Here is a 20,404-nt window from a genome sequence, read left to right on the forward strand (position 1 = left end):
TAAATGAAAGGATAATTTACCACAATGAAAAAGAGTGATTTATATTGCTGCCTTTATTTCTTTTTCATAAATTTTCAGTCATATATCAATTGAAGTCAGCATATACTCTATGATAGGATCAGATTAACTTTAAATGAACGGAGGGTTTTCAAATGATTAGTAAGGCAGCTTTCTTCCATTCAGGAAGAATCCGATTGCACGTAATGTGCCGCTAATTGAATAGTGCTCGTGACTCTGTGGATACAGAGTAAACGGGAATGGTCTGCCTATTTTTAGAAAACCCAAATAATCACATGATTAAAGAGGGAGGCATCGGTCTGCCCTCTTTTGTTATGCGACTTTAAAAGTAGACAATCAAGCAATATCCTAGTAAATGAACTTCTTTTTTATTCTAGGGTTATTGTTATGACTGCCAGGAGATTGTATTGTGAATGATATTTAGGTCTCTTTGTCAGTTCTCTTCCGTTTGCTATAACATAGGGCACCTGTGTTTTTTCTTTTATCGGCACCAGGGAAAATGAACACTTGGTTCGAATAAAAGAATGGAGGATTTTATATGACAGCATTAAATGAAAAAGCAGTGATCGTTGGCGTCGAGCTTCAGCATCAAGAGGACTTCGAGTATTCGATGGAGGAGCTTGTTAATCTTGCAGCAGCATGCGACGTAGTGGTAGTTGGTAAGGTAACGCAAAAATTGAACCGCATTAATCCATCACACTATATTGGAACGGGCAAGGTTGAAGAGGTACGTGTACTGTTGGAAGAAAACGAAGGCAATGTGGTGATTTTTAATGATGAGCTATCACCTTCACAAATACGAAATTTAGAGGCTGAATTAGTATGCAAGGTCATTGACCGAACGATTTTAATTTTGGATATTTTTGCGCAGCGGGCAAAGACGAGAGAGGCTCAGCTTCAAGTGGAAATTGCCCATTTGCAATATATGCTCCCCCGGTTAATTGGACTTGGTGAATCGCTCGGCCGTCAAAGCGGCGGTGTTGGGACCAAAAATAAAGGAGCAGGTGAAACGAAGCTGGAGCTTGATCGCCGCAGAATTGAAGAAAAGATTACGGCGTTGAATAAAGAGCTTGAGGCGTTGGTTGCGCAGCGGAGAATTCAGAGAAAGCAGCGTCAAAAAAATGAAATTCCTAGAGTATCGCTTGTCGGCTATACCAACGCCGGGAAATCCACAACCATGAATGCGCTATTAGATCTCTTTTCTGAATCAAAAGAGAAGCATGTCTTTGAAAAGGATATGCTGTTTGCTACATTAGAAACATCCGTACGTAATATTCAGCTTCCGGGCAATAAGTCGTTCTTGCTGACTGATACAGTCGGGTTTGTAAATAAGCTTCCGCATCATTTGGTGAAGGCTTTCCGTTCGACCCTCGAGGAGGTTGCGGAATCCGATTTATTGATTCATGTAGTGGATTATTCGAATCCAGAATATGCGCAATTAATTAAAACGACAGAAAGAACGCTACGTGATATTGGAGTTGAAGATATTCCAATGGTTTATGCTTATAATAAAGCGGATTTAACCGAGCAGTCTATTCCTAAAACGGAAGAGAATCGTGTTTATCTTTCTGCAAAAGAAAATATTGGTATAGACGAACTTCTCACGATGGTTCGCCAGCATATATTCCAGGGTTATGTAGAGTGTGAATTGCTCATCCCGTATGATCAAGGAAAAGTGGTTGCCTATTTTAATGAAAAAGCAACTATTCACAGCATAAGCTACGAGGAAAATGGGACATTGATTAAGGTGGAATGTAAACAAGCGGATGCAAAAAGATATCAGCAATATGTAATGGGATAAAAGAACAGCGACTACGTGAACAATTGGCGCAGTCGCTGTTTTTCTTTTAATGAGATTTTGTTAAAATTGCCTGTTGATTTCCACTTAAGGCGTTCGCTTTCCGCGGGCGGTCCGTCGCTCCTCGGCGCTGCGCACCTGTGGGGTCTCCCTTTGACACGCTTATTCCGCAGGGGGCTCGCGTATCCATTCCAACCAACATCGTGCGAAAATCAACAATGATCTTAACTATAGCTTTTAATGAAGATCCATCACTTCTGCAATAAGCTGATAGGATTTCAAACGATCATGGAAATCATAGATATTTGAAATGATAAGAAAATCATCTGTTTCATAACGCTTGCTTAGCTCAAGAAGCTGCTGCTTTACGTCTTCTGGTGTGCCGACAATGGTACGGCGGCGGTTCTGTTTGATTTGTTTTAGCTCATCTGAGGTGACGCCGCGCTCGTGGATATCTTCTAATGAAGGAATCCGAGAATCCCCTTTATCGATTCCAAGCAGCCACATGTCTTGGCTAAACGCGAGTTCTTCAGCTTTTTCTGTTGTTTCAGCACAAATGACAAATACACATACGTTGACTTGCGGAATGGAGCTGTTAAGAGAAGGCTTGAAATGCTCACGGTACGTTTGCAGCGTTGAAGACCATTTGTCCGGATTAATAAAATGACCGAATGTCAGTCCAAGTCCGCGCTCTGCTGAGATTTTTCCGCTGCTGGGCGATAGTCCAAGAACCCACAGCGGAGGCTGTTCATTTGTCCGCGGCGTTGCCTTTACCATTCGGTAGTCATGATTTCTCGGGAGCTTGTTATGTAAAAAACCAAACAGATCATCCAGCTGGCGTGGGAATTCACTTAAATTGTTTGCAAGACCGTCAGTTAAGGCAAGGCGAGTTCGTTCCGTTCCACCGGGTGATCTTCCGACTCCGAGATCGACTCGACCTGGAAAAAGTGTTTCTAAAAGCTTAAAGGTTTCGGCCACTTTTAACGGACTGTACTGAGGGAGCAAAACTCCTCCAGAACCTACTCGAATTGAGCTTGTTTCAGCGGCGATTCTTGTCATCAGTATTTCAGGGGCTGCACTAAGCAAGCCGTTTGTATTATGGTGTTCAGCGAGCCAATAGCGAGAGTAGCCGAGCTTTTCCGCTTCTTTGGCGAGTGTCATTGTATAATCAAGTGTCTCTTTCACGGTTGCCCCCTTTGGTAAGGGAACCTGATCGAGAATTCCGATTTTCATAAAGCTTGCGCCTCCTGTCTACTATCCAAAACGCATATAACTTTTTTATTATGGCATAGAAAAGGAGAAGAATTCAGCTGTGACGGCTTACAAAAATCATTCTCATCCGCTTACTAATCATTCATTTTCCTTCTTTTGCGTGTTGATTAAATGCTGATTAGTTAGAGCAATGGGTAAAAGTAAAATAAATTAGGTCATTTGAATGTAGTATTCAATAAAACAACAATGTAATCTGAGGATAGCAAGGTCATTGATAATAATTCAAATAGGAGTGATGGTTGTGAAGCACCAAGTAACGCCTTATCTTACGTTTGATGGGAATGCAAGAGAAGCAATGGCTTTTTATGCTAAAGTTTTTGAGAGTGAAATGGAAGGGATTCAGACGTTTGGAGATGCAGAATATCCGACACCTCCTGAAATGGATGACCGTATTATGCATGGCAGACTAAAGAAGGATGACTTGCTGATCATGTTCTCTGATTCCTTCGTGAGTCAATCTGTTACAGTCGGTAATCATATTTCTCTTGCGCTTGAGCTTGAAAGTGAAGAAGAAATCAATCGCATTTATGATGCTTTGCGTCAAGAAGGAAAAGTATTTATGGAGCTGCAGGATACCTTTTGGGGAGCTATATATGCAAAGATGCAGGATCGTTTTGGCGTGATGTGGGATTTGAATTACACAAAAAGCTCATCTTAATGTAGATAAATATTTTTAAAAGAATCCATTTTAATTATTAAGTGGGTTCTTTTTTTTGTAGGCTGTGTAAGATAATGGCTCTTACGTCATAGTGGTGAAAAGGCAGATGAATACCCGGAATAAAGAAGTATTTGTTCGAATTCTATTGTTAGTAACGAATTATTATTTAAATTTATTACAAATAAACGGAAGTAACGAATATTTTTTATGACTTCACTTACTTTGCATAAGAGCCAAGATAATTGTTGATTTTTGCACGAAGTTGATTGTGGCAGATATATGAGACTCCTGCTTAGATAAGGGAGTCAAAGGGAGACCCCACAGGCGCAAAGCTAGGCTGCTGAAAAAGTCGCTCATTTTCAAACTCGTAAAATCAATTCCCAAAATAACATTGATTTTACGATTGATTGTGGGACATAACCACTACATTATTATAAAAAAAGAGAGATAAAGTGGGGATTGATTTTACGCTGTTTTTGAAAACCTTACTTTTTCAGTGCCCTCCGCACAGCGCCGAGGAGCGACGGACCGCCTGCGGAAAGCGAACGACTGAAGCGGCAACCAACAGGCAAGTTTAACAGGGTCTTTTTGTTAAATAGGATGCTATTGAGAAGGATAACCTGGAATTTTTGGAACCACTCTTTTTGTGGCATAATAAAGGAGACGATTACTGCGTTACCATATTTATTAATAGGATCCGAAAGATCTTTATTTTATCGATGCTCACTATATTTAGGAGGAAAACAAATGGCGCTATTATTATTTGATCTGGACGGTACATTGGTGGATTCAACCGACTACCTAACAAAAGCGATTCATTTATCCATTGAGGATATGCCTCACCTGGAAAAGCCGTCACGTGAATTGGTTCAATCTGCTTTTGGTCTGACAGGAGGTCCTTTTTGGAAGAAAGTGGTCCCAGAAGCGACAATCCAGGAAGTTAATATGATCCGTACAAGAAGACGCACATTTTTGGATCAGCTTGTAAAAGGTAATAACATCCTGTTTCCTGGAGTCCGTGAGACACTTGCAAAGCTAAAAGAGCAAGGGCACACATTATCAACCGCAAGCAACTGTGGTACACATTATTTAAATATGATACTGGACACGCAAGACATTCGAGACTATTTCACCAATCCGATCTGCCTTGGTACGATAAACGGTGAAAAGAAAGCAGATATTTTAACAGCGCACTTTAAGCATTTTCCAAAAGAAAATGTTTTAATGATTGGTGACCGTTTATCTGATATTGAAGCAGCAAGAGCGCATGATGTACCCGCCGTGATCTGTACATATGGATTTGGTCATGAAGGTGAATGGAAGCAGGCTGATTATCGGATCGGCCAGATTGAGGATATTCTTAAGCTTGTTTAACCGTGAAGTTTGATTTCATAAGGGGAGGAGAGCCTTATTATGATTGAGCGAAAGAACTTTTTTAGTTCATGGAGCGGGGGAAAGGACTCTACCCTGGCTTTTTACAGAGCGTGCAAGGAAGGTGGACAGCCCTCTTTTCTTTTAACGATGTTCGAAGAAAATGAAGAGCGATCGAGATCACATGCTCTTCCGATTGAAGTGCTGCAGGCGCAGTCTGAAGCAGTAGGTGTACCGCTTGTTGTCAGAGGAGCTTCATGGCAGGAATATGAATCAGTATTTCTCGACGTGCTGGAATCGTTCAAAAAAGAGGGCATTACACATGGCGTATTTGGAGATATTGATTTAGAGGCTCATCTAGAATGGGTGCAGAAAACCTGTGCAAGGGTGGATATAGCGCCTTATCATCCGTTATGGAAAATGGAGCGACGTGCAGTATTGGACGAGCTTCTTGAATTAGGATTTGAGGCAGTAATTGTGGTAGTAAAAGATGATAAGCTCCCTGAATCATTTCTTGGCAAAGTACTCACAAAAGAAGTAATAGAAGAAATTGAGCAATACGACGTGGATGCCTGTGGTGAAGAAGGAGAATTTCATACCGTTGTGGTGAACGGACCGAATTTCAAGCAGCGGATTGCGTTGGATTTCAAGGGCATACATAAGGATAGCGGGTACTCTTTTTTACAGGTGAAACTTTCGTAAGATTTGTATATTAAATGGAATACCTGGTGTTTGGGAGATCTGGCTTCTACAGATAAAGCTTAGGAACTGACAATAAAAAAGGTCATTTCAATGACAAGAAGGAGCTGTGATCGCACAGCTCCTTCCACTTTTAGTTTAATTTCCATTTGGACGTTCGCCTTTTTGAAGCTCGCTAAACGATAGTCCAAAATCCATTTGAAGATGTGGATAGTCTCTAAAATGATGCCAGTCGCCGCCCCAGTCAAAACCAAGATCCTTAGCGGTTTCCACGACCTCCATCCAGTCTGATTTGCCGTTGTTATTTCCATCGTAGTCCATGTCCCAAATTACATTACCACTTTCGGGCTGCAGGGCAAAATCAATCGCTAGTCCGTAGTTGTGATACGATTCTCCACCTTTGGCATTGGTGACAATATTGCCTTCTGCTGTTCGTCCTCTTGCGTATAGTTCATCTTGTTCCTCAACAGATCGAAAGCCTTCGGTAATGACAATAGTAATTCCTTGGGCAGCTGCCCGCTCAATTAACTCATCTCGCTTTTCTGCAACAATTGGATGAAGCTCTGTTGGCATTGGAACATTCCTAAGCTCTTCACGTCTTTCAACCTCTTTGTTGATCCATGTCATAATGACAACGATGGCCAGGGCGAGCAAGCTAAGGCCAAATAGTCTTCCTGTTATCTTCAATCGAAACAAGCACTCCTCATTCGTTTTACATATCTTAATTCTATCAGAGAAGAGGAGTAAACACAGGGGATATGGTTTTGGGAGCCGGCTTCGATCGCTCCTATTTTTTCTGACAGGTTGGAATTGTAACAGCCGTGCCGTAATCCAGCGATCTTTTTGACGATTAGGTGCCATCAACACGTCAAGCTTTATTTTCTCGATTAAAGACTCAATGACGGTAGTCTTATTTGTGTTCAATACGAAGCTCACGGCTGACAGAGATGGAACACAGTGCTAGTCCTAGTCAAAAAGCTCAATACGCTCCCCATAGCGGATGGTGCGATAGGCTGACATGCCATCACTATATTTACCCTCGCCATAATCAACGGGCAGTAATGAAAAGGCGGCAAAGTATATAGAAAAATAAGCGTACTGATAATAAAAAATATGCGGTTCAACTACATCCAGCATAATAAGAGCATTGATGAGGAAAACGGATCCCAAGTTAAATAGGACCCCACCTAAATGAACGAGTGCATGTGTAAGGCGGTTATTCCACTTCAGCGGTGAATATTTGCAAAACGAATCAAGAAAATAGATTCGGTGTAAACTTACCGGTCCAATACTGAACAATTTTTTTCCTCTTCCGATCGAAAAGCTGGCGTTTCCGCCAAATAACACAGCAAAAAAAGAATGTCCCACTTGATGCACGATGGAGACAATTGGAAAGACAATGAGAAATGACCAGAAAAATGTCCACATATCTGACAGTTGAAACATAGTAACACCAACTTGTATAAGAATTTACTGGCACACAAAAAGCAGTGCTTCAATAAACGGACAGTAAAAATGAGAAAATCTAAATTCCTTCTCTTTGATGTATTCCCATACTAAATATAGAAAAAACATTGTATGGTCAATTGATTATTTTTTATGGATTGGAATACAGATAGCGAAAATCATTGTTTGAAAAGAGAACATCAGAGCGAGACTAATCTAGTAGAAAGGTATACAGAAGTGTACCGGGAGTATAATGACCTGTAAAAATGAAGAAAGGCCGTGCACTGCACAGCCTTTAGTTTTCAACCGTTTGTTTCGGCTGATCCTTCGTAAGCTCCTGGTCAACTAAATAACCTTCAAGAATATAGCGGTCTGGAGCTGCACCAATAAAATTAAATGGATAGCAGGTACTTACTGTTAACGTGGCGCGGGGCTTTGGAACGATTACCGTTCGGTCGTCTTTATCCACAATTCTTACCTTGTGTACAAAATACGTAAATGTTCCTGCAAATGTTGTTACAATCAGTTCGTCGCCCTCACCAACCTCACCTAGCTTTCTGAATACCGTATCACGATGACCAGAAAGAACAGAGTTATCACGTTCCCCAGGCAATACGCTGCCTGCAAAATGACCTACGCCCTTTTCCAGCATGTCTTCATCTGTCCCGTGATAGATGGGCAGTGTCGCATCCAAAGCAGGAATATACAAATCCCCGATATGATCTCCAACTGCAGGTCGCACAGGGTACAGAGGATCATCATCACCTGGTTCTTTTTTCGTTGATGAGGCTGCTGCGCTTGGTGGCGTAAGCGGCTCAGGTGTATACGATTCTGTTAGAAAGAACCCTTTTGTATATGTATAAAGCTGATTACTGAATAAAAACAAACCAGTTGCCATGGCACAAAAAGCGAAAAAGAGAAGAAACAACCGCTTACGGCGGCTGTTTCTATTTACTCTGCTTTTCATGAAAGTACAGTCCTTACTCGTCTGAATAAGAGAAGACCCCCGATGAAAATTAAGGCTCCAATTGCACTATTGGTCAATAGGTTAGATCCTGTCGTTGGAAGCTCAGCGCCTTTTACCGTTTTAGGCGTTTTTGGTGCTGATGCGGTCGCTGCTGGTTTTGAATCTGAATTATCAGAATTCGATGGTGTTGTAACAGCAGGAACGTCATTCACCACTTCTTCCACTATATCTGACCCAATCAATTCACCTGTAATAACAATATCAGCTAAAAAATCTCCTGCAAGATTATAAAGATCAATACGTAAGGATGCATTGACTAACTCATCCATATACATAAGATCAGATAATGAAACCGGTGTTTCTGTTCCATCCTGAATCAAGGTATAATCTGCTTGAATTTGAAAGATTGCTAGAAGTTCTTCAAAAATAGATACCATTTCCTGCGTTTGAGCTTCTGTCAGCTCGGTCATTGTTTCAAAATCACCTATTGTCATCATGCGATCTAATAATACATTGACACGTTCTTCGACTTCAGGTGACATAAGCTCTTCTTCTATTGATAGAAGATGTTCAACAAGACGGTTCACTTCTTCATCTGTCAGGTCAAATTCAGTAAATAATCCATCAATATCAGCAAAGTCTTCTTCTGTATAATCTTCCTCGTAAGGGTTTAAGTAGAAATCAATGGAGTAATTCAAGTCATCTATATAAATATAATCATCAAGTGTTTCGCCATGCTCTTCAAGCAGGGCAATAATAGCAGCTTCATCTAACTCGTACCATTCATAAAAAATGGAGAGGTTACTTAAATCCTCCTTGATGACTTCACTTAGATATTCACTCAATTCTTCTACTGTTTCGAAATTCTCCAGGCTTTCTTCATACAATGATAATGAATAAATAATATCATCTATGGTTACTTCAAATCCGCGCTCATTTGAAACCTCATCTAAATAGTCTTGAAGCAGTGGATCATCCTCTGAAACAGCAGCCCACGACGGTGTGGGGTAAAATCCGATAAACAAAAACAATGAAAATACGGCAAAAAGAATCTTTTTCAATTGGCTTCCTCATTTCGGTAATAGAATAGTAATCGAGTGGATGTAGTAAGCTAGGATTCTAGAGAGGTAGATAATTCTTTAATAAGAACAACTTAGTTGAAATCCCAAATAGTGAGAAGATGTAATTGAAACACCATTAAAGCTAGAGAAACGGAAATAGCGTTTTAAAAATCAAAGTATTGGTTTAGTAATCCCCTCCTAAAAATCAACTCACAGTAAAGAGTGACAATAAATCTTCACCGAAAGATAAAAGATTACATTAATAGTAAAATAAACTAATAATACTCATATTATAATAGCATTTTATAGAGAACACAATATTATCTTTAGACATATTTCTTCCATCACATATTATTTTTTAGAAAGATAAATCACCACTTATATGTCTCCTTTCATAAATAGTTATATAATCCATAAGTACTATTAATGATATTTCCTTTTGGTGATAGAAGATGACTGGCTTGTATAATAAAATAGAGAAATACTCTTGGAAAAGAGATGAATAAAACCTCGGTTGGTTAGTGGCTTCCATTCTACCAGCTGGGGTTTTATTTGTCTGAGAAGAAATAAACAAATTGTTTAACTTATAGACTGATACGGGGATTATATAAGAGAATAAAATAATAGAAAATTCAGATTGGTATGATAAAAATGAAAGTTAATTATGACCGCCATAAGCTTTCCCAACTTTTTATGATGATAATATCAGTGGCGGGATGGGTGTTAGCCATATTTATGTTATTCAATGTGCCGAGTATAGAGGTGCCTGTCGAGCTGTTTTTTTTATTTGTGTTCCTGGTTGTTTGTGAGCTTTTCCCGATGCCTGTCCCAAAGGGATTATCCTCTTTAACGTTTCCAGTTTTGTATATTCTCTATATTTTATACGGTATTGAACTTACATTGCTATTGCATTTTGTTGCCGTTTTGAGTAATGGAATTATTCGAACGCGCCCCTTGCGAACGATTTTCTTTAATCCGGCACAATTAGTGGTGAGCTTTTACCTTGCTCACGTTGTGTATATTAATTGGCAAAATCATCATTCTTTTTTTACAGAAAATCCTGTATTAGAAGCAGTAATTGGATTTACCATCCTTATTTCAGTCTTTTATCTGGTAAATAATCTGCTGGTTGATCTTGTGCTTCTTATCAGGCCGGAAAAGTACACTTTTTCACTTTGGGCTCAAAAAGGGCAAGGGGAATTATTCAGCTTTTTCATTTCATTTATCTATGGCTATTTAATTCATTTTTTAGGCAGTCAAAATCGCGGGGAAATTGATATTTTTTCATACTTTTTTTTCTTTTCTCCTTTAGTTGCTTTATCACTTCTCAGCTCGATCATCCTTCGTTTGAAAAGCGAAAAGAACAGGCTGAAGGCGTTGTTTCAATTTTCATCTGAATTGAACAAGACAATCCCGTCTAAGGACTGGGAAGGGGCACTGGAGAGCTTAATCAAGAATGTGATGGTATATGAGGACTGCTTGCTTTTTAGGAAAAAAGAAAATGGGCAATGGGAAGCTGTATTCATAGATGGAAAATTGAAATCATGTAAGTTCTCTGATGAGGTTTTTGACCATCTAGAAGCGATAAAGGCTATTAAGGTTTTTGATCAAAAAAGCTTGAAGAAGGGTCCGCTTGCTGAACATTTCTGTGACCGTATTCAAGCCGCTGTCTATGCTCCTTTATTGATTGATGAAGAAGTGAACGGATGTCTTGTCTTAACAAAAACAAGAACAAAAAGCTTTATCGTAGAGGACATTCGTTCCATTGCCACGGTGGCAAACCAGCTGGCCATTTTTCTGAAGACAAAAATGCTGTTCTCTGAAAAAGAGCAAAGAATTCTTTTAGAGGAGCGTAATCGAATTGCACACGATATCCATGACGGAATTGCCCAGACATTGGCAGGAGCCGTCATGAAGCTGGATATTTCAGTTAAAAAGATAACAGGCGGCAGCGCAGCAGAAGCGAAAAACTTGATTCTAGATAGTAATGAACAACTAAGAGCCGGTTTAAAAGCAGTGCGAGATTCCATTTACGCACTCAAACCTTATCCAACAGAACAGCTGGGGCTTCATTCAGCAATTGAAAAGAAGGTCAGAGAGCTTAATGAAGATCATAGCCTTCAAATAAAAGTGACCTTTGTGAGTAGAGGAAAAAAAGAGGCACTTAGTCCAATGACAGAAAAAGTCATATTTGATGTGCTGAAAGAAAGCCTACAAAATTGTGTGAAGCATGCGGAAGCTGCTGAGATTCAAATCCTCTTAAGCTATCAGACTGATCACATTCTCCTGAAAATTGCTGACGGCGGAAAGGGATTTTCTTTGCTTCAAGCAATGAAGAAGGCGATGAAGGAACCGCATTACGGGATTTTTCAAATGAACGAGGCAGCTGAAAAGATTGGAGCTGCTTTGCAAATTGAAAGCAAGGAAGGGCGAGGAACCATTATTGAATTAAAGGTGCCTAAAATGGGACTGGAGGGGGAGTTTTAGATGATTAACATTATGCTAGTCGATGATCATGCGATTTTACGTGATGGATTAAAAACAATCATTTCTCAGGAGAAAGATATGATTGTGATTGGAGAAGCGACCAACGAAGAAGAATTTATTGAGAAGCTGAATCAAGAACTCCCTGACGTTATTGTGATGGATATTAATATGCCAAATAAAAATGGAATTGAGCTTACAAGGCTTGTGAAAGACAATCATCCAACAGTAAAAGTGTTAATCTTAACGATGTATAAGCATGAGGAGTATTTTATGTCTGCCATCAAAGAAGGAGCGGATGGCTACCTTTTAAAGGATTCGCCTTCTGAACAGGTTATTCAAGCGATTCAAACAGTAGCAAATGGAGAGTCTGTTATTCATCCTGCGATGACCAAAAAACTACTAACATACCATCAGCAGGAGAAAAATACAGAGAATAGGGCCCTAACGGAAAGAGAAAAAGAGGTTCTGATTTGTTTAGTGGAAGGATTAGCAAATAAAGAAATCGCGCAGAAATTGTTTATTAGCGATAAGACAGTAAAGATTCATGTGAGTAATATTTTTAAAAAACTAGATGTGAAAAGCAGGTCACAAGTGATTATTTATGCGGTGCAAAACAATCTAGTTCCCTTGCCATAAAGTTGAAGAACCTGCTGATCAGTTAAGAATTTCTGACTGATTTAGCAGGCATTTTTTTGTGAACATGGGACCGCTATTTAATGTGCTCTAAAGATCATTCATTTCAAGGAGACGGCTAGTGGTTTTTTATTCTTCATTTTTACGCTCTCTTTCTTGGTTTTCCCATAATCTCAAAGATGGGAACGGATCAAAGGCCCATACTGTTCGTCCATTATCCATATACATGCCATAGTGGAGATGAGGAGGGAAACGTCCTGATGTTCCTTTTTTTCCATATCCCGTACTGCCAACATAGCCAATTTTGGTTCCAGGTTTAACGATATCCCCTTTTTTAATGTCCTCATGAAAGCCCGATAAATGGGCGTAGTAATGATAAACATTGTGAATATCACGGATACCGATACGCCAGCCTCCATATTCATTCCATCCTTTTTCCTCAACTACTCCGTAGGTCGTTGCCAGTACAGGGACCCCATGAGAGGCAAAAATATCTGTTCCTTCATGCATTCTTCGCCCACCCCACCCTCTGCTGTCACCCCAGGTGCTTCGATAGCTATAGATGTGCTGAAGGGGAAGCGGAAAGGTATGATCATATAAATTCAATGTATTAAAATGCTTATAAATAGCAGTAATTGTCAGTATTTGTTTTACGCTCTCCTCGCGCATATAGTATTTCGTCAAAGCCTGCTTAAAATCTTCTTCGCTATGGCCATACTCACTTAAATAATTAGCCATTGTATAAAGGACATCCTCATCATTTTTGCGATCAGCTAGTCCATCAAGATTTCCATCACGTCCATGCCCGCCCCAAAAAATAATGGATTCCAAAGAGTTATCCTTCTTATTGGGATTGAGAAGGCCCACCCAATCCTCTTCGCGAAAATGGATGGAAAGGGTGCCTTCTCTGCGTGGAATATCGTATCGAACAAGCTGATTATTTCGTTCAAACTGATCGACAGCAGCTAGATAGTACCACGGCAGACTGGTTAGTGTTCCATATTTTATATAATATTCCATTCGCTCGTTCAGTCGTTCCTCTCTTGTTTGTTGCGCTTCAGCTGAACCAACAGAGGAAAAGTAAAAAAACAATACTATCGAAGTAAGTGATAATCGAATCCATTGATGCACATCAATTAACCTCCATTTGTTTGCTATAGCATTTAGACTTCCCTATTCTGCTTCGTTTCATTAAAAATTTGTGATTAACGCTTTTGATTCATGTCAATAAGACCGGTGTTCCTTACTACTTAAGTAGTATTGAAAATACTTCCTTTGCAGTTAATTTTTATAACCGTTGCCTAATAGAGAGAAATGAAATGCTATGAAAGAATATACATAATGATTTAATTTTCTGAATTTTAAAGAGGAGGGAAAGCTGTGAAAATATCTTCCGCTTTGTTCGGCTCATCGATGGTTTTATCCTTAGGCCTTATTTTTGGCTCAATGTCGTTCAATCAAGAAACAAAAGCATCTTCTTTAAATGAAATTACGGATCCTAAGCTTTCAGAGGTATTAGAGAATACAGCAGGGCCAGTTGAAGTCATCGTGACATTTGACGGAGAGAATGGCGTATCACCGGATCAGATGGAGCTATTAAAGAAAATCGGCGTTGATCAAGGTGTTACATTCGAGAGTCTGCCAATTGCCGGTGCTTTGGCAACAAAAGATCAGATCAAACAGCTGTTAAAGGCTACGGGGGTTCAGTCGGTATATTACAACGAGCCATTGCAGTACGAAAATGAAGGTGCTACAGATTATACAGGCGTTGATAAGGTAAAAACAGATCGCAGCTTCCAGGAATTAAATGAAGGCTTTCCGATTACAGGAAACAATATTGGCGTTGTTATCAACGATAGTGGAGTAGATGGAACGCATAAAGATATCGAATTTGGCCGCAATCTTGTACAAAACGTATTGGGAAGCACCAATTTAAATAGTTTGTCAGGGATCTTTCCTGTTACGTATGTAGAAAATGTGCCGAATACGGATTCCAGTTCAGGACATGGAACGCATGTTGCCGGAACGGTTGGCGGAACTGGTGCGATATCGGCTGGTAAATATGAAGGAGTGGCCCCTGGAGCGAACCTGATTGGGTATGGTTCCGGGGCGGCCGTAGCGATGCTTGATACACTTGGTGGATTCGACTATGCGCTTACTCATCAGCAGGAGTATAACATCCGCATTATTACAAATTCATGGGGAGCTACAAGTGATGCCGGCACTGATTTTGACCCGAATCATCCGATTAATATTGTAACGAAAAAACTGTATGACCGCGGGATCATTACTGTCTTTTCTGCCGGAAACTCTGGACCAAACGAATCAACCATTTCAGGCAACTATAAAAAAGCGCCTTGGGTCGTAACAGTCGCAGCAGGTGATAAACAAGGAAATCTTGCTAATTTCTCTTCTCGTGGATTAAAGGGACATGGAGGAACAGTTACGGTTGATGGAATGTCCTACAAATGGGAGGATCGTCCAACCGTTACAGCACCGGGAGTAGATATCATTTCAACAAGAGTATTCACACCATTGTCTGCCTTGAGTGCGGCAAAGGATATTGAAAATATATCTCCTGCACATTTGCCGTATTACACAACGTTTAGCGGTACTTCAATGGCGGCTCCGCATACGGCAGGAATTATTGCCTTGCTGCTGGAGGTGGAGCCAAGCTTAAATTCTTTTGAGGTGAAAGATATTCTTGAACAAACCGCGACAGACATGGAGGGCTACGAAAGCTGGGAAACAGGCGCGGGATATGTCAATGCCTATGAAGCAGTAAAATCAGCCTTTACGTACCAGCAAGATAAAAACAAAATGAAAAAAGCGAATTAAACATAAAACTAAATTAATTCAAAAGGAGCTTGATTATGAAAAGAATACTTTCTCTAGTATGTGTGTTGATTCTAATCTCACCTGTTTTTTCAACAGCTGGTGCAACGAGCTTTCCTTCAGGTTCAGTAAGTAATGTTGTAAATGATCAGGTTTGGAATGCACTTGCTGAAGGAGATGGAACTGCACAGGTTATTATTACCTTCGATGGAGATGAAAAACCAAACGCAAATCAGCTTAGCCTTATAGAAGAAGCAGGGATCACAAATGGATTATCCATGAATTCCCTCCCGATGGTTGGGGCGATTGCAACCAAATCGCAAATTGAAACGATTGCACAAAACGATGAAGTGCAATCCGTATTTTTAAACGAAAAGCTGACGTATTTTAACGCAGATGCAACCGAGCTGACAGGTGTAGATAAAGTAAGAACTGACAATGAGTTTAGGCAGCAAAATGGCGGTTTTCCCGTATCAGGGAAGGGCGTTGGTGTTGTAGTTAATGACAGCGGCGTGGATGGTACACATAAAGACCATGAATTAGGCAGAAACCTTGTTCAAAATGTACTTGGAACAACGAACCTGCAAGGACTAACTGGTATTGTGCCAATCTCGTATACAGAAAATGTGGTGAACACGGATACGAATTCAGGTCACGGTACCCATGTAGCCGGAAGTGTGGGCGGAACGGGAGCCCTATCAAGCGGACTGCATGAAGGAGCAGCACCCGGTGCCGATTTAGTCGGATATGGATCAGGCGGTGCACTGTTTATTTTGGACGCGATTGGCGGATTTGATTATGCCATTACGCATCAGAGAGAGTACGACATTCGCGTCATTACGAATTCATGGGGATCATCAGGTGATTTTGAACCGACCGACCCGGTAAACATTGCAAGTAAAAAAGCATTTGATCGCGGCATCGTCGTGTTATTTGCAGCAGGAAATGAAGGGCCATCAGAAAATACACATAATCCATATGCAAAAGCCCCGTGGGTCATCTCTGTAGGAGCTGGTGTGAAGGATGGAACGCTGGCTGACTTTTCATCTAGAGGAACCAAGGGTGTTGGTGGAACCTTCACCATGGACGGACAGGAATGGTCGTGGAAGGATGAGCCAACGATTGTTGCTCCTGGGGTAGACATTATTTCCACACGAGTGCCTGGTCCTTTATCAGCACTTTCAGCTGCGAAGGATGCAGAGCTTATTGAACCGGGACATCTTCCGTATTACACAACGATGAGCGGAACTTCAATGGCAACTCCTCACGCTGCAGGAATTGTGGCATTGCTATTGGAGGCAAATCCAAGTCTGTCTCCTGAAAAAGTAAAGCATATTTTAGAAATGACAGCGACCAATATGCCTGGCTATGAGTCATGGGAGGTAGGGGCTGGACATGTAAATGCTTATGCTACGGTGGATATGGCTTTTAATGAGAAGGTCTACGGTGCAACATTAAACAGCGGGCAAACATTTCATTCAAATGTAGAAACAGCTTCAACAAGTGAAGATTTTTCGATCAACTATATAACAGCCGGCAGCGAAAAATATGAATTTAATGTTGAAGAAGGGCTGACAAGTCTCCTTTCAAGAGTGAACGGGTATGGACTTTTCGAAGCGACCGGTAATCCTGTCAATCTCGTATTGACCGCACCGGACGGTAAAGAATACAGCTCTGGCATCAGTCTGCTATTTGCACTGGAAACAGAACGTGTTGTTCTTGTAAGTAACCCAATTCCAGGCAAGTGGACTGCTGAAATTAGAGGGTTAAGAGGGAATGAAATAAATCCAATAGGTGCCGCTTTTCCTGAAAGCGTAGAAGGAGCACTAACGTTCACCAAAATTTCTGGGTATACAGGACTGAATGATATAGAAGGTCATGAAGCCGAAGTAGCGATTTTACTTGGAATCAACAACCGATTATTCGATGGAAATAAAAATGGTGCGTTTCGACCTGATCAAAAACTGACACGGGCTGAGCTGGCAAAATCATTGGTGATGGGTGCTGAAATTCGTCAGAGTCTGCCGGCGCAGCCAACCTTTAAGGATGTAAGCAAGGCTGATCAGCCATTTGTTGAGGCTGTTGCTGCAAAAGGAGCTGCATTCCGTGATCAAAACCACGCATTCGATGGCGTCGTTTTGACGGAAGAAAACGGAAAGTTTGCACCCAAGGGTTCCGTAACGAAAGCGGAGCTTGCATACAGCTTAGTCCAAAGCTTAGGTTTGCAGGAGCAGGCGGAAGCACATATTGGAGATGTTACGGTTCAATATAAGGATGAAAGAATTGTATTGAAGGATCAAGCGGATATTCCTGAACATTTAAAAGGATATGTACAATTGGCATTAGATTTGAATATTCTTAATGCTCATTTTGCCATCACTCAAGGGACATATGATTTAAAGCCGAAAGTTGAAGCCGCTATATCACCATCTGTAGCGGTGACGCGAGGCGATTTTGCTGTTGCTTTCACACGTTACTTCCATGTGTTTTTTCAATAGGCTTTGTTAAAGGTGTCTGTTGATTGCAGCACACAGGCGTTCGCTTTCCGCGGGGCGGGCGGTGAAGCCTCCCGGACCGCAGAGACGCACCTGCTTGAGTCTCACCTGTCCCGCTTCTGCCCGCAGGAGTCTTACACACTCGCTCCAATCAACGCATGCAAGAATCAACAATGGACTTGAACATAGCTTTTCAATGGAATCGACTCAGCATCGTTGTAATTTTACAGCGATGCTGAGTTTTTGATTAAAATAGGGGAAATCATGCGAAGGCAGGTCTTCATTTCGGATTTTGTGAGCCTGAGTATGACGGTTATGGGCCAAAGTTTTGGATTTATGTTCAAATGTTTTTCAGTTATGGACCTTGGCTGCGCATTTATGGATCAAAGTCTCATAATGGGTCAAAGCAACTCGTTTATGCATCTTCCTCTCGATTATAGGATTCAACAGAGAAACTACTCTTAAATACATACTGGACAATGTTAGGTTTAATACGATAAGATGGAAAAAATTTGTTTCCGGGAGAGGATTTGTCATATGGACATAGGCGTTGTAATTTCGACAATCGGAGTTATGGGAATCCTCATTACAATTGGTGCGTTATTTGCCCATCATGTGAATATGACCACGGAAGTAAAGTATGTCTTTATTTTAATGATTATTAATATAGCGGTTCCCTCTGTTATTTTAAACGGGGTGTTTAGCATTGATATGTCAGGAGAAACGTTATCGCTTGCTGCCCAAGTGTTTGGCATTTCGCTTGCTTATCACGTTTTATCACTTGCATTTGTTTGGATATTTGCGAGAATGCTTCGCTTTCGCTCCACATTTGCTGTCAAAATGACGGTGCTGGGTGCACTTGGGAACACTGGATTTATCGGCATTCCATTGGCCGCTACGATTTTTGGTCCAATGGGCGGTTTTTTAGCCGCGATTTTTGATGCAGGACTGAGTGTCGTGAATTATACGATTGTCATTTACTTGCTTAAGGCAGAAGGTAAGTTCCGTTTTAGCCAGCTTAAGGCATTAATCAACGGACCTGTTATTGCAATTATTGCAGGGATCATTATAGCCGTTACGGGCTTTCATCCGCCGCAAGTAGTGAACCAACTTACAAGCATGCTAGCGGGGCTGGCTGCACCTATGGCAATGCTATATGTTGGTATGCTTTTACCGCCACTGCTTAAGAAAAAGAGAAAAATAATGTTTCCGCAGCTATGGTTTCCGGTCGTATTTCGACTGCTGCTGGTACCGTTAACGGTTATGCTCATTTTTAATCTTATCTCTTTCGATGGGTGGACGGCCAACATGATTGTTCTGCAAGCAGGTATGCCGACTGCCATGGCGCTGGCTGTTTTATTTTCACGTTATACAGATGAAGAGGATACAGCGGTTGTAACGATTTTTTCCACAACACTTCTTAGTCTTCTTACCATCCCATTGCTTGCTATGATGATGCTTTAGGCAGACCTTAATTGTTTTATTATGGCTGAATGTGGTATGTAAGAGGTAGAATAAACATGAGCTTTTATTATATGGGAAGGAGCGAGTTAGTTTGGGACAATCAATCTTTACAGGTTACATAGGTACGTACACAAAAGGGAAAAGCAAAGGTGTCTATTCCTTTAAAGTGGATACAGAAAACGGAAAGCTGGAAAAAGCGGAGGTGGCAGCTGAGCTTACGAACCCTACATATGTCACGATCAGTGGGGATGAACGTTTCCTTTATGCTGTTGCAAAGGAGGGAGAAAAAGGCGGGCTTGCTGCTTATGAAATTGATGGGACATCAGGTCAGCTTACACTCTTGAACGCTGTTACTGAAAAAAGCGGATCTCCTTGTCACGTTAGTGTCGATCCAGAAAATCGATTTGCTGTAGCTGCCTACTATCATGACGGTACGGCGGTTCTTTATACGGTGAACCCTGAAACTGGTGCACTTGATGAGCAGGTTTCCATCGCACAGCAAGAAGGAAGTGGTCCGAATCAGGAGCGTCAGGATGGACCGCATATGCATTTTGGCGGTTTTACGCCTGATGGGAAATATATCGCAGGTGTTGATTTAGGCACGGATGAGGTCATTACGTATGAGTACAAAAACGGACATCTTATGGATGTACACCGTTTGGCGGTTGCACCGGGTGCTGGACCGAGACATCTTACATTCCATCCCAATGGTGCTACAGCTTACCTGATGACAGAGCTAAGCAATGAGGTCATCGTTTTGCGCTATGAGTCAGGGGTATTCACGGCAATCCAAACAATTTCGGCGATCCCTTCTGACTTCACCGAAAACAGTCAAGGCAGCGCCATCCATATATCTTCTGATGGACGTTTTGTCTATGCGGGTAACCGTGGACACGATTCCATTGCCGTATTTGAGGTGAATCCTGAGAACGATGAGCTGGCTTTAGTTGAATACACACCTACTGGAGGCAGTTGGCCTCGTGATTTTGTGTTGGATCCAACCGAAAAATTTGTTATTGCCACTAATCAGGAAAGCAGCAACGTGGTCCTATTCACAAGAGATCAGGAAACAGGCAAGCTAAGCCAAACCGATTCTGTCATTGAAGTTCCTGATCCTGTATGTGTTAAATTCCTTAGTGGAAAGTAATAGATAATATGCCGAGGTATAATGCCAGGCTATTGTCGCTTCAAAGCTGTACT

The 20,404-nt window shown here is 41.1% G+C and carries 16 protein-coding genes; 10 read left to right on the plus strand and 6 right to left on the minus strand.

Translation table 11 applies throughout. From position 1 onward, the window contains the following. Window positions 1-556: 556 nt before the first annotated feature. Entirely contained in the window at window positions 557-1,819 is a 1,263-nt protein-coding gene (gene hflX, locus KP78_RS01695; protein WP_041085735.1) for a GTPase HflX, read from the plus strand. Between the two features lie 234 nt (window positions 1,820-2,053). Here the strand turns inward: hflX and KP78_RS01700 are convergent, their stop codons facing one another. Beyond that, window positions 2,054-3,049 (minus strand): LLM class flavin-dependent oxidoreductase, encoded by a 996-nt coding sequence (locus KP78_RS01700; RefSeq protein WP_041085736.1) that lies wholly within the window; start codon window positions 3,047-3,049, stop codon window positions 2,054-2,056. Window positions 3,050-3,329: 280 nt separating this feature from the next. Between KP78_RS01700 and KP78_RS01705 the strand changes: the two genes are divergently transcribed. The 3 genes from KP78_RS01705 (at window position 3,330) to KP78_RS01715 (ending at window position 5,819) form a co-directional block, all read left to right on the plus strand. After that, on the plus strand, window positions 3,330-3,746 hold the full coding sequence (locus KP78_RS01705) for a VOC family protein (RefSeq protein WP_041085738.1): 417 nt from the start codon (window positions 3,330-3,332) through the stop codon (window positions 3,744-3,746). 747 nt (window positions 3,747-4,493) lie between these two features. Next, window positions 4,494-5,120: an HAD family hydrolase gene (locus KP78_RS01710; protein ID WP_041085739.1), complete on the plus strand. Its 627-nt coding sequence runs from the start codon at window positions 4,494-4,496 to the stop codon at window positions 5,118-5,120. 39 nt (window positions 5,121-5,159) lie between these two features. Beyond that, complete coding sequence (locus KP78_RS01715) at window positions 5,160-5,819, plus strand: Dph6-related ATP pyrophosphatase (RefSeq protein WP_041085740.1); 660 nt, start codon at window positions 5,160-5,162, stop codon at window positions 5,817-5,819. Window positions 5,820-5,954: 135 nt separating this feature from the next. Here the strand turns inward: KP78_RS01715 and KP78_RS01720 are convergent, their stop codons facing one another. The 4 genes from KP78_RS01720 to KP78_RS01735 form a co-directional block, all read right to left on the minus strand. Beyond that, a complete protein-coding gene (locus tag KP78_RS01720; protein ID WP_106388519.1) occupies window positions 5,955-6,443 on the minus strand; it encodes a M15 family metallopeptidase in 489 nt (162 codons plus the stop codon). Window positions 6,444-6,782: 339 nt separating this feature from the next. Next, window positions 6,783-7,262: a membrane protein gene (locus KP78_RS01725; protein ID WP_041085742.1), complete on the minus strand. Its 480-nt coding sequence runs from the start codon at window positions 7,260-7,262 to the stop codon at window positions 6,783-6,785. A gap of 295 nt (window positions 7,263-7,557) precedes the next feature. Continuing rightward, a complete protein-coding gene (locus tag KP78_RS01730; RefSeq protein ID WP_052474459.1) occupies window positions 7,558-8,229 on the minus strand; it encodes a class D sortase in 672 nt (223 codons plus the stop codon). After that, window positions 8,226-9,290: a processed acidic surface protein gene (locus KP78_RS01735; protein ID WP_041085744.1), complete on the minus strand. Its 1,065-nt coding sequence runs from the start codon at window positions 9,288-9,290 to the stop codon at window positions 8,226-8,228. Before KP78_RS01735 ends, KP78_RS01730 begins: the two co-directional genes overlap by 4 nt. Before the next feature lie 651 nt (window positions 9,291-9,941). On the opposite strand from KP78_RS01735, the gene KP78_RS01740 reads away from it, so the two are divergent. After that, a complete protein-coding gene (locus KP78_RS01740; RefSeq protein WP_041086096.1) occupies window positions 9,942-11,777 on the plus strand; it encodes a GAF domain-containing sensor histidine kinase in 1,836 nt (611 codons plus the stop codon). Then, entirely contained in the window at window positions 11,778-12,413 is a 636-nt protein-coding gene (locus tag KP78_RS01745; protein ID WP_041085746.1) for a response regulator, read from the plus strand. A gap of 126 nt (window positions 12,414-12,539) precedes the next feature. Here the strand turns inward: KP78_RS01745 and KP78_RS01750 are convergent, their stop codons facing one another. Next, window positions 12,540-13,541, minus strand: coding sequence for a M23 family metallopeptidase (locus tag KP78_RS01750; RefSeq protein ID WP_041085748.1), 1,002 nt, complete (start codon window positions 13,539-13,541; stop codon window positions 12,540-12,542). A gap of 249 nt (window positions 13,542-13,790) precedes the next feature. Between KP78_RS01750 and KP78_RS01755 the strand changes: the two genes are divergently transcribed. The 4 genes from KP78_RS01755 (at window position 13,791) to KP78_RS01775 (ending at window position 20,351) form a co-directional block, all read left to right on the plus strand. Continuing rightward, on the plus strand, window positions 13,791-15,248 hold the full coding sequence (locus KP78_RS01755; protein WP_041085750.1) for a S8 family serine peptidase: 1,458 nt from the start codon (window positions 13,791-13,793) through the stop codon (window positions 15,246-15,248). Between the two features lie 35 nt (window positions 15,249-15,283). Next, on the plus strand, window positions 15,284-17,743 hold the full coding sequence (locus tag KP78_RS01760) for a S8 family serine peptidase (protein ID WP_041085752.1): 2,460 nt from the start codon (window positions 15,284-15,286) through the stop codon (window positions 17,741-17,743). A 534-nt stretch (window positions 17,744-18,277) separates the two neighbouring features. Beyond that, the gene (locus KP78_RS01770; protein ID WP_041085756.1) at window positions 18,278-19,204 is read left to right on the plus strand and encodes an AEC family transporter; all 927 of its coding nucleotides are present in this window, start codon (window positions 18,278-18,280) and stop codon (window positions 19,202-19,204) included. Window positions 19,205-19,295: 91 nt separating this feature from the next. Then, window positions 19,296-20,351, plus strand: a complete 1,056-nt coding sequence (locus KP78_RS01775) for a lactonase family protein (protein WP_041085758.1) — start codon at window positions 19,296-19,298, stop codon at window positions 20,349-20,351. Window positions 20,352-20,404 lie beyond the last annotated feature (53 nt).

Source organism: Jeotgalibacillus soli (assembly GCF_000829435.1).
GTDB lineage: Bacteria > Bacillota > Bacilli > Bacillales > Jeotgalibacillaceae > Jeotgalibacillus > Jeotgalibacillus soli.